This is a genomic window from Amedibacillus sp. YH-ame10 (assembly GCF_053848885.1).
Genome location: NZ_JBSPFA010000006.1, coordinates 51,110 through 62,459 on the forward strand (window position 1 = coordinate 51,110; position 11,350 = coordinate 62,459).

The 11,350-nt window shown below is 30.9% G+C and carries 9 protein-coding genes; 8 read left to right on the forward strand and 1 reads right to left on the reverse strand.

The features are described 5' to 3' along the window. Nucleotides 1-262: 262 nt before the first annotated feature. The 4 genes from ACWG42_RS03750 to ACWG42_RS03765 all read left to right on the forward strand — a co-directional run bounded on the left by ACWG42_RS03750 (nt 263) and on the right by ACWG42_RS03765 (nt 6,170). Entirely contained in the window at nt 263-1,162 is a 900-nt protein-coding gene (locus ACWG42_RS03750; protein ID WP_455790174.1) for an NAD-dependent epimerase/dehydratase family protein, read from the forward strand. A 417-nt stretch (nt 1,163-1,579) separates the two neighbouring features. Next, complete coding sequence (locus tag ACWG42_RS03755) at nt 1,580-3,151, forward strand: tetratricopeptide repeat-containing diguanylate cyclase (protein WP_455790175.1); 1,572 nt, start codon at nt 1,580-1,582, stop codon at nt 3,149-3,151. A 13-nt stretch (nt 3,152-3,164) separates the two neighbouring features. Continuing rightward, nucleotides 3,165-4,757, forward strand: a complete 1,593-nt coding sequence (locus tag ACWG42_RS03760) for a diguanylate cyclase (RefSeq protein ID WP_455790176.1) — start codon at nt 3,165-3,167, stop codon at nt 4,755-4,757. Between the two features lie 228 nt (nt 4,758-4,985). Continuing rightward, nucleotides 4,986-6,170, forward strand: coding sequence for a hypothetical protein (locus ACWG42_RS03765; protein ID WP_455790177.1), 1,185 nt, complete (start codon nt 4,986-4,988; stop codon nt 6,168-6,170). A 15-nt stretch (nt 6,171-6,185) separates the two neighbouring features. On the opposite strand, the gene ACWG42_RS03770 is transcribed toward ACWG42_RS03765, so the two are convergent. Further along, nucleotides 6,186-7,085: a metallophosphoesterase gene (locus tag ACWG42_RS03770; protein WP_455790178.1), complete on the reverse strand. Its 900-nt coding sequence runs from the start codon at nt 7,083-7,085 to the stop codon at nt 6,186-6,188. Between the two features lie 372 nt (nt 7,086-7,457). On the opposite strand from ACWG42_RS03770, the gene ACWG42_RS03775 reads away from it, so the two are divergent. The 4 genes from ACWG42_RS03775 (at nt 7,458) to ACWG42_RS03790 (ending at nt 11,234) form a co-directional block, all read left to right on the forward strand. Continuing rightward, nucleotides 7,458-8,504 carry a hypothetical protein gene (locus ACWG42_RS03775; protein ID WP_455790179.1) on the forward strand — a complete coding sequence of 349 codons (1,047 nt, stop codon included), beginning with the start codon at nt 7,458-7,460 and terminating at the stop codon, nt 8,502-8,504. A gap of 257 nt (nt 8,505-8,761) precedes the next feature. After that, the gene (locus ACWG42_RS03780) at nt 8,762-9,244 is read left to right on the forward strand and encodes an RNA polymerase sigma factor (RefSeq protein WP_455790180.1); all 483 of its coding nucleotides are present in this window, start codon (nt 8,762-8,764) and stop codon (nt 9,242-9,244) included. Beyond that, the gene (locus ACWG42_RS03785) at nt 9,219-10,316 is read left to right on the forward strand and encodes a DUF4825 domain-containing protein (RefSeq protein ID WP_455790181.1); all 1,098 of its coding nucleotides are present in this window, start codon (nt 9,219-9,221) and stop codon (nt 10,314-10,316) included. The genes ACWG42_RS03780 and ACWG42_RS03785 overlap by 26 nt, the downstream gene beginning before the upstream one ends. 111 nt (nt 10,317-10,427) lie before the next feature. Then, complete coding sequence (locus ACWG42_RS03790; RefSeq protein WP_455790182.1) at nt 10,428-11,234, forward strand: GNAT family N-acetyltransferase; 807 nt, start codon at nt 10,428-10,430, stop codon at nt 11,232-11,234. The last annotated feature ends 116 nt before the right edge of the window (nt 11,235-11,350 follow it).

Genomic DNA, 11,350 nt, shown 5'->3' on the forward strand with positions numbered 1-11,350 from the left:
CAAAATGCTGTTTTTTTTATTTCAAACATCAAAGCATATCTTTATTTTGGTAAAATATAAAATATTGATTTTGCTGGAATAAAAGTATATCCTATTATTAGGTTAGATATATAAAAGATACCACTGATTCAAAAGGGTTATGAAGTAATTGGTACTCCATATATTAAGGTCATCACAGGAATCAATCATTGTGGAAAACCTTGTTTGTTATTTTAATTTATGGAATATTTAAACAGAGTTGTATATCATGAGGAGAATAACGATGAAAAAAATATTGATTACAGGTGGAACTGTATTCGTAAGTAGATATATTGCAGAGTACTATGTAAAAAAGGGCTTTGATGTATATGTACTTAATAGAAATACAAAAGAGCAATCAAAAGGAGTAAACCTTATTAAAGCAGATAGGTACGACATTGGTGACCTACTCCGTGGTATTCATTTTGATATGATTATTGATACTGCATATACGGGTAAAGAAGTTGAGCTCTTGCTTGATGCTATAGAAAGCTATGATGATTACATTTTGATTAGTTCAAGTGCTGTATACCCTGAGTCTTCCAAACAACCAATCAAAGAGGATTCTAAATTGGGTGTAAATAAAGTTTGGGGGAAATACGGAACAGATAAAATTGATGCAGAAAAGATACTTATGAAAAGAAATCCTAATGCATATAGTATTCGTCCTCCTTATTTATATGGTCAAATGAATAATGTTTATAGAGAATCTTTTGTTTTTGATTGTGCAATGCAAAATAGAAAATTTTATTTACCTAAAGATGGAAAAATGAAATTGCAATTCTTTCATATATATGATTTATGTAAGTTCATAGATATTATTTTAATAAAACGACCAGAAATACATATATTTAATGTAGGTAACAATGAAGTCATTTCAGTTCGTGAATGGGTTGAACTTTGCTATCAAATTGTAGGAAAGTCTGTAGCATTTGTCGAAGTTTATAATGAGATTGACCAAAGGAATTATTTTAGCTTTTATGACTATGAATATCATCTCGATGTATCAAGGCAGACTGCATTGATGGGAACTGCAAAACCATTGTATGAAGGATTGGAAGAAGCTTTTGATTGGTATAAGAATCATATGAACGAAGTTAATAAAAAATCATTTTTAGAATATATTGATAAAAATATTATTTAAAATCATGAGTTCATAAAAATCCAACAGAATACGATCACTGTATGGACATCCGTTCGATATTACTAACACAATTGTAATGCTAATGGTATTTTGAAACCTCTTTTAGGCAATTCAAAATACCTTTTCAACATTTTGACGATCATTAAAGTATAAATGAGTTTTTTTATTACACATGAGTCATCATCCTTTCTCAATAAGGGAATAGGTATTAACTCCATTATAACGCGGTAAGAGAAGGTTCAACTGGAAGTTACAGTAAGACTAATTTCAACTTTCACCATTTACAAGTGGAACTTAACTTTTCACTTTAGATTAACTATCTCCATCTGTGATAAATTTGCAAAAGGTACCATGATGCTATATAATTGTTTTAGCAATATTCCTACTCACATATCGATAAAAAAGGTGGTCAGTGACATGAAATACTTTACACCAGAGCATATAAATGAGTTAATGAATGAAGTTGTTCGTGTCCGTTATAGGGATTCTAAATTAGAAAAAGAGTTATGTTTTACTCTTTTGCAATGGGGACTTGCGGAAAAGAATGGCTATGTAGAAGCTTTTGCCTATACTTATTTAGGAGACTATTATATTGAAGTTAGTGACAACGAAAAAAGTATCAAATATTTGAAAAAAGCACGAGACCTTTCTGTAAAATTTGAATTTACTGATTTATTGCCACGTATTTATAGTCTGCTAGGATTTTATTATAATTCCATTTCAGATAGTCAAAGCTCGCTAGAACACTATATTGAAGCTCTCACATTCAGTCACTCTCTTCATGATGTATCTACAGAAGCATCAATTTTAAATAATATTGGATATACATTCCAACAACATAAAGGCTATCAACAGGCTTTAGACTTCTACAAAGAAGCATATGAATTGCTACAAAAAGAGAAAAACCCATCGACAACTCTTGGCATTGTGTTAAATAATTTAGCAACAATTTCTATTCTGTTGAAAAATACAGAGGAAGCCAAACAATATATCTTAGAATGTGAAAAAGTTACAACGGGAACCGATCAATATGATATCTTTCGAAGTCAAAATTGGTGCCAATACTACATTGAACAAAAGGAATATGACAAAGCACTAAAATGGGCTGATTATATCCTATTAAAAGAAGAAGAACTAAGTAAAAATCAATATGATGCATTTGATATTTTTTCTGCTTTATTAAATTGTATGATTCAAATTAAGAATCAAGATTATGCGCAAAAATTTTTATCTTTATCTACAAAGTATGCAATGACATGTGCGTTTGAACAACAACAAGAGATTGAAACTCAACGTTTGAAATTTTGTATTGCCTTTGAACATGATGAGGAGATTTTAACGGATGCATACAAACGTTATGCGATTCATACACAAGCCTTAGAGACAATCCGAAATCAAACAATTACAAATGGACTAAAAGATGCCATACGATTTTCAAATGCGATGAAACAAAAGGAACAATTGGAATATGAAAAAACTACGCTAGCGCAACAAGTAAATGTGGATGAACTAACGAAGGTATTTACAAGACATTATTTGGATCAGCTTATGAGCGATTTTGAAAAAGAAAACTATGAAACATTAGGCTTTATTATGATTGATGTAGATTGCTTAAAAGAATACAATGATACATATGGTCATATAGATGGAGATGTTGCCTTACGAACAGTTGGTGATTTGCTCAATAAATATAAATTAAATGGTTTTTATCCATGCCGCTTTGGAGGAGATGAATTTGTTTGTTTATGTATTAATTGCAAAGATCAAGAAATAGAAAATTACATTGCTTCTATTCGCAATGAACTCTATGAAAAACATATTCCTCATCGAACATCAAAGTGTGCCGATCAATTAACACTATCCATTGGATATTGCAATGAAGCCAAAAAAATAAGCATCAAAGAAGTCTTTGAGCTAGCAGATCAAGCATTGTATTGCTCAAAAATTCAAGGGCGAAATACATTCTCAAAACAGTCAGCAAAACAATAAGTGAGGGACCCAAATGGAAGTAGAAAAATCAAATGAACATATAGAAACATTAATGAAATCTATTTTAGTTGAACGTTTTCAAGATATCATAAAACTTGAAGCTTTATGCAATCAACTGTTAGAGATTGCTGAACAAAAACACGATACATATGGTATCAATTTTGCAAATTTATACTTATTTGATTCTTTCTTAGCTCGCGGTGATTACAAACAAGCTTACGTTTATTTACTTCGAACCCAATCTCTTTGTGACGAGTATAATTATCGTGATTTATCTATGGTTTTTCATAATTTGGCGGGGCTATATTTTCAAGATTTATTCGATGAACATTCAGCTTTACATCATTATTTAAAAGGACTTGATCTTGCAAAAGAACTTAACGAACCTATCACAGAAAGTAAAGTTTACAACAACCTAGGACTTTGTTTCCGCCGTCGTTGTGACAATGAAGCTGCTTTATATTACTTCAACAAAGCTTATACAACTATTAAAGAGCATATTACAAAAGATGTATATGGGACAACGATAAGTTTTTTATGTAATGCTGCAGAAGCATATCAGGCAATGAATAATTATAAGATGTCTGCTGTTACTCTTAAGAAAGCGTTAGAGATACATATAGATAATCAATATAGTTATTTACAATTAAAAAGTTCATGGTGTGGACATTATGCTGTTAGTGGCAATAGAGAGAGAAGTATAACGATTGCGAAGCAATTGATAGAAGATGGTCTCTGTGAATTCAATCATGAACCATTTGTTGTTAGTGTATATTTTGAAGTTTTCGATCATATTCTAAAAATAGATTGTAAAGAATATGCACAATATTATTTATCTTTGTTAGAGGCAAATTGTACACAAAAAAGTATAGGCGATTACTACCAATACAAGAAACGAAAAGTCAAATTTTATGAATGTTATGGAACACAAGAAGAATGTATCCAAGCATATAAGGAATATTTCGAAGCAAATGAAAAGCTAATAGAGGTAAACAATACGATACATGTAGAGAATGGCTTATCTAAAATTAGCTTATCGAAAGCGATGTTAGAAATCAAAACTATACGTAAAGAAAATAAGCAATTAGAAAATCTTAGTCATATAGATGAATTGACTCAGTTATATAATCGATGGCATATGTCAAAGATGCAAGCAAACATTGTGATAGATAAAAATGTTTTTATAGGCTTTGTAATTCTTGATGTTGATTATTTCAAAGAATACAATGACTTTTATGGTCACTTAAAGGGCGATGAAGCGCTTAAAAGTGTTGCAGATGTTTTAAAGTTTTATGAACGTGAAGGTATTTATGCGAGTCGTTATGGTGGTGATGAGTTTTTGGTTATGTTTAAAAATTACAAAGACGAAGAAATAATTGACTATATCATGAATGTTCAAGCTGAGTTACATAAACGAGCTATTCCCCATGAAAAATCTCGCTGTTCATCATTACTGAGCCTTTCTATCGGATGCAGCAATGCACGAATTACTGATAAAGAAATGATCAAATCACTTCTTGAATCTGCAGATAAAGCTCTTTATCAAGCAAAAGAAAGTGGTCGCAATTGCTATTCCTATCATGATATGACAGGACAAAGCAGCTGATACTTATTATCAATAGGTTAGTATGTCATTCCTAAGCATTCGGTGTTGCTGAAAATGGCAACGTATAAATATACAGGCGAGGTACAAATATGCACTAATTTATGTTTTATTTAACAAAGAAGTTTGATTAAAAAGCTTATTTTGTCATAATTGATTTCACAAGATGTAGGAAATGAAATGTCTATTATAAAACTAGTAAATATGCTAAAATGATTAAGGGTGATTATAATGAAAGACAAAAAGAAATATATCATAATAGGTGTACTATTTTGTGCTTTTCTTCTTTTTTGTTTTAAGACTTTACTACCACATGATAAAAGTTATTTGATGTATATTGACACCAGTAAAAAGAATATTACCGCAGTAAAAAGTGAAGATAACAATTCGACTGATAACTTTGAGAATTTATATTCTTTTGCTGTTAAAATTGATAATGAAGTATTACAAGTTCCAACAAACTTGTCTGAATTTATAGAGTCAGGGTGGATAAGTAAAAATGAAATAGGGGATGATACCTTTGAATTTGTACCTATTGAACATTCAGAATTTGAAAAGAATGGGTTAAAAGTAAATGTCGCGATAGAGGCCACAGAAGTGTTTCCACTAACAATGGATAAGTATTATGTTTCCTCTCTTATAATAAATGAAGATTTATATAAAGATAATAAAGTAGAATTTCCAAAGGATATTGTACTATCTTCTTCAGATAAAGATGCTATCTTAAAAGCTTATGGTCAACCTGATGATATATGGAGTTATGAGGATGAACCAGAAAAAATGTTTTATAAGTACGATAAGAATCAAATGATTATTTTTACCTTGAACGATAAAGGGATATTGAGTGAAGCATCATTACTGTACGAAAAAGCAAAAATGGGTTTGAATTTTGCTATGATTGATGATAATCAGCCACAACTTAATCAACTATCTAACGAGTTTAATGGAAATATGTATATGCTGGATGGTGTAGTATACAATCTGCCTGATAAAGCATCTCATTTAATAAAAAATGGATGGTCTCCAGTGGGCGATGAAGAATTTGTTGCAGATGGAGCTGACGAAGCGTTATTCATTGATTTACAAAAAGAAGATCAAATCATCAATGTAGAAATAAGGAATCCAAATGACAAACCTTCATTGCTAGGAGAATGCTATGTAGTAAGTGTTTCTATCGATATAGCTAAATGTGAGAACTTTGGCTTTGCTGGAGGATTTGATAAGTCATCAACAATCGAGGACTTTAAGCAATTAAAAGAGAATTTTCAAACGAAAGAAGTTCATATCAATAAACAAGGTGATCTCATGACTGCATTCAGAATTAAAACTGGAACATCATCACAAGTTGAAGTATTAATGTATTATGAAAACGATTCAAAGATCAATGGATTCAGAATATCAAATTATCCAAAATAGTAAAACGTCATCCTCTTAAAAGGACAACGTTTTTTTTGTTATTTTGAGTTTTACTATTTCAGGTATATTATACATTCTTGGAGGAACTGATGACTCGTGCGTCCCTAATCCCCTTGAGACAAGGATAGTAATACCATTAATATTATGGTAACTATCTAAAAACTCTGAGAATAAACCAAGGTGTGTAGAGTAAAACCCTCCAACAAGCGGTAAACGAATTTGACCGCCATGCTCATGCCCACTAATAACCAAATCGATTGGCCAACGAGCATCCTTTTCTTCATTGATAAAACTTTCAGGACGATGACTCATAAGTAAGGTAAAGCTATCCGTGTCAACGTAATCTTTCAGGAATAAATAACTTCCTTTTTCGTGGTATTGTTCAATCGGTACTTGTAAATTGTTATAAGCATAATCATACAAACCACCTAATCTTATCTTTTGTTCATTGATTACAATATCTTCATATTCTTGATCAAGATAAATACCACCAGCTGCCTCAACTACTGATTCAATGCTTACCTGATTGTTTGCCATATAAAATTCTTCATGATTTCCGATTGTATAATATACGGGAGCAATGTCTTTTAAAGAAGAAACTAACCCGGATAAGTAGTCTGTTGACTTCTCATAAAAATTGATGATATCTCCATCGAGTAATATAGCATCCGGTTTTTCATTTTTGACTTTATCGATGAGTTCTATATTATTGCTTCCAAATTCGTGAGCGTGAGCATCAGATATTATGATTAAATTAACTTCTTTTGAAATTTTATCACTTGGATACTCATATGTTGTAACTTCTATAAAGTTCTTTGAAGCATATATAGTAGAAAGCGAATAAAGACTAATAACGGCAATGAAAATTAAGCTATAAATTATAAAATGTTTCAATGAGAGTCGTTTATTTTTCATAATGATCCCCCTTTTCTTATATTATAATGCTATCATAGTTTACATAAATCAAAAAGCAGTGAATTTTTACTTTATGTTAATACTTAAACGGACTGTAAATAATTTCATACACGAAAGTTATGCTTAGTTTGATTTAACATGTCTTTTTTAGTGACATAATTTATTTATCTTTCTAGAATTATATTGTATATTATTAGTATGCAATAATTTTTGGTACTTGCTAATGCAAGAGACAAGATAAGATCCAAAAAGCTAAATAGTTTTTTAGCCTATTATAAGTTGAATTCAATTATATAAAGGTATGATGAAATTGCAAGTTCATGTAGATGTATCATAATCCTTTTATAATTTATAGACAAAGGAGAACACTGAATGAGAAAAACACTTTCTGATGTATCTAATTATTTAAAGGAAACGCTAGTTCCTGTAAGGCAGGAAAAGTATGCAATCAGTTCTGAATATATAAGTGACTTTGAAGAAGACAATATACAAGAAGGAATTCTTGCATTTCGTTCCTTTTTGGTTCGACTTTATGAAACTTTATACAAAGATGGAAATCAATATGATACTTGCAAAAAAATAGCGCATGAATATGAAAATAGAACAACGCTATCCGTATATTATCCCTTTCTTCATAATGTAAGCACATTGTTGATGAATTTTGCATATCTAGGAAGGTTTGATAATCATGCGTACTGTTTAATTTGTGAGTGTAACGTTTTTCAACAGAAAATTTCTCCTTTAAAACAAATGGAAGTTCTACAGTTTTTAAATGCATGTGGTTTGGTTTTTTCTGGCATTGATATAAATCAAAAGAAACTAAATATATCTGAGATCGAAAGCATACGTATATCTTATCCAGATTCGCCAAGCATGCTATTAGGAATGAAAGCTATGTCAATAGCAGAGATAGAGCATAGAACGCTCATAAATCAAGATGTTTTCTTACGATGTGATTACAGAGTTTTAAAGAAGGATACAACGGATGTATTATCAATTGTTGAAGATTCAATAGAGCCTTTATCTAGTGAAGCAAAAGAATTTGTGTTGTTACTACATCATCATTTTGTAGACAATGGAATGAGTTGTATTGTTGAAGTAAAAGGATTCCATATTTATGTCAAATATTGCTTTAAACGTAAGGATGTATGGGGAATTAATGCTTCCCTTAATAATGGATATCATATAAATGTAAAATCTACAAAGACACAAGAATATGAGGAAACAATAAAAACGTTTTCTCCGGTGTTACAAGAGCAAATTGAAAGAGGATATGGTTGTGGAAGAAAAAGACCTATTGGCCACTGTGATGGAGGATGTAGAGGAATCACCATTCCATTGGATGATTCGATATTGGAAATTAAAGATGAAGTTAAAACCTGGCTTGATACTGAATTAACGCATTTAAAAAAGAATTAAAAAATATTTTGAAATGAGAGTAAACGACTAAGAAAAATGAAACTTGGTCGTTTTTATGATTTATAAAGTTACAGTGATCAATTACATAAGTTGTGATACTATTTTTCATATTTAGTTGTATTTTTAACACATAATTGTAGGAGAATGACAGACGTGATATGATAGTGAAAAGAAAATTAAGAAAATAATTTTAAATAAACAATAAGTTTTGTAACGAAAGCGCAATATTTCATATACATTGATGAAGGGAGGAAATCATGATCTATACAAAAGAGGATTACTCACAGATTTATGAGCAATATGTGAAGGTCGTTTATGGTTTTCTCTTGAAGAAATGCCATGATAGATCAGTCGCAGAAGATTTAACACAAGACACCTTTCTTGTGGCTTTATCAAAATTAGACGCATATGATGGCACCTGTAAAATCAATACGTGGCTGTGTGGTATTGCAAATCGCCTATTGCTAAATCATTTTCAACAGAAACAACATCTCGAACTTAATGAAGATATCGAACAGCCACAAGTTGATTGGGATGCAGTAGGAACTTTAAAATTTATACATGATTTAGATGAGCCTTATCGAGAAGTTATGTATTTAAGATTGAGTGCGAATTTATCATTTGCACAAATCGGAGAAATCATAGAAAAGAACGAGAATTGGGCAAGAGTAACGTTCTATAGAGGAAAAACAAAAATTAAGGAGGCAATGAAAGATGAAGATACCTTGTACTATAATTAAAGATTTGTTACCAAACTATATTGATAATTGTACAAGTGAAGAAAGTAACGCTTGTATAAAAGAGCATTTGGAAGGCTGTGAATCTTGTAAAGCACTTTATAATGAAATGAAAAAACCTTTGCCATATGAACAACAGGAGGAGATTAAATTTTTGAAGAAGATAAAGAAGCGCAATACGAATAAAATTATTCTTGCAGTATTTTTGACAATTGTACTATGTATATGTGGAGTTCTAGTAAAATCGTTTGTGATTGGGAGTAGAACAACGGATCTCACCATATCTGATATCCAATTAAAGAACAAGACAATCACTGCTTATGTGTATCCTATATCCACGAAAGATCGTATTTTTGATATGAAATTGGTAAGTGAAGGGGATGAACAATTTGTCAGTTATCAACAAGTTTTACCATCTGTTTTTCATAAAAATAATGATGTACAGCCAATAGAAATAAATATCGATGACATAGAAGGATATTTGTTGTTGGGAGATTTTGTATTTGATAAAGATGGAAATGTCTATAATCGTATGGTATATGATTTATTCAAAAATAGAGTACCTTATGTCGGAGATGTTTCAGGAGTGCAAAAACTAATATCTATTGCATATTCAGATATTATCAATACTGGTTACGGATTAAAGTTAGATACCGATAAAGAACCATATTCTATGACTTTGACATTTGATGAAGAAGCTTCCTATTATGATTTTGAGGCTATGAAAAGTGTAGCAAATCTAGTACTAGCAAGTATTGATAATTGTAACAAAATGACGATTATAGTAGGTAGTAATAAATTTACGATTGAGAACTCAGTGAAGCCTAAAAATTTAAAAGAATTACAAAAGATGGTCATTGATTATAAGGTAGGTAAAGAATTCGTAGATTATGAAGCGTTACTAAAAAAAGAACACGTAGCAATACTTGAGGAATACGAAATAACACTTAGAGAACTTTCTTCCCTTACCGTGAAACTTGAAAACAAAGATCTGAGTGAAAAAGAACTATTAGATTTAAAAAAGAAGATTCAACTTCTAAGTGAGCAGAAAGAGGCTATCGAGGAAAGGCTTTAATGATTAGAACATCAACATATTGATAAGTAAGGCTCCTGTGAAACATAAGAGCCTTTTTCTATAGAAAGCAAATGCAAAGTATGCTAAAATTTTCTGTAAGAGGTGAGATTTATGGAGTTATTACAGGCCAGTCTATCAGAATTAGAAGAAATTGTTGAACTAACGCAAGAATCTATTCGTAACACGTATCCAAAATACTATACAAAGGAAGTTGTTGATTTTTTTCTTGATTTGCATTCTCGAAAGAATATCGAAAAAGATATCCAATCTGGAACTGTGTATTATGTAAAAGTAAATGATGAACTTATTGGTACAGGAACATTCCAAGATAATCATATTCATCGATTATATATTGCATCTAATCATCAACGCAATGGTTATGGAACTTTCATTATGAATGAAATGGAGCATCAGATTGCTCAACATTATGAGGAAGCTTTCCTTGACTCCTCTCTTCCTGCATGTTTCCTATATGAAAAGAATGGATATCAAAGTCTAGAACACTGTTTTCATGAACTAGCAAATGAGAAAATACTTGTCTATGAAATTATGCGGAAATATCTACATCAGACAACTCTAAAATTTAACTATGATGGGAAAGTATTTGTTCCTATTACAAATGCTGAAAATGGAGAAGTAGATGAACAAAGTATATTTACATATCATCAAAAAGGTACTTTATTTTGGGCAGAGTATCAAGGTGGTCATATACAATATGGTACAATGGTTGGTACGGTCGATGAAGAAGGACATATTGATTTCCATTATCAACATGTAAATCTACAAAATGAAGTGCGAATCGGAAGCTGTCACAGCACACCTACAATAGATAGCAATGGTAAAATCGTGTTATCAGAAGAATGGGAATGGTTAAATGGTGATCTTTCCAAAGGAACATCAACTCTTATTGAAAGATAACTTTAGAAAGCGAGAAAATCGCTTTTTTTCTTTATAAAATCAGAGGAAATATTTGCTTATAGGGAACTATGCATGCTATGATATTGGGAGATATAACATTACTTTATGTACTACAA

What these genes read in the sequence shown, in the direction of transcription:
- ACWG42_RS03750 (WP_455790174.1), top strand. Translation starts at nt 263, where the DNA reads ATGAAAAAAATATTGATTACAGGTGGAACTGTATTCGTAAGTAGATAT.
- ACWG42_RS03755 (WP_455790175.1), top strand. Translation starts at nt 1,580, where the DNA reads ATGAAATACTTTACACCAGAGCATATAAATGAGTTAATGAATGAAGTT.
- ACWG42_RS03760 (WP_455790176.1), top strand. Translation starts at nt 3,165, where the DNA reads ATGGAAGTAGAAAAATCAAATGAACATATAGAAACATTAATGAAATCT.
- ACWG42_RS03765 (WP_455790177.1), top strand. Translation starts at nt 4,986, where the DNA reads ATGAAAGACAAAAAGAAATATATCATAATAGGTGTACTATTTTGTGCT.
- ACWG42_RS03770 (WP_455790178.1), bottom strand. Translation starts at nt 7,085, where the DNA reads ATGAAAAATAAACGACTCTCATTGAAACATTTTATAATTTATAGCTTA.
- ACWG42_RS03775 (WP_455790179.1), top strand. Translation starts at nt 7,458, where the DNA reads ATGAGAAAAACACTTTCTGATGTATCTAATTATTTAAAGGAAACGCTA.
- ACWG42_RS03780 (WP_455790180.1), top strand. Translation starts at nt 8,762, where the DNA reads ATGATCTATACAAAAGAGGATTACTCACAGATTTATGAGCAATATGTG.
- ACWG42_RS03785 (WP_455790181.1), top strand. Translation starts at nt 9,219, where the DNA reads ATGAAGATACCTTGTACTATAATTAAAGATTTGTTACCAAACTATATT.
- ACWG42_RS03790 (WP_455790182.1), top strand. Translation starts at nt 10,428, where the DNA reads ATGGAGTTATTACAGGCCAGTCTATCAGAATTAGAAGAAATTGTTGAA.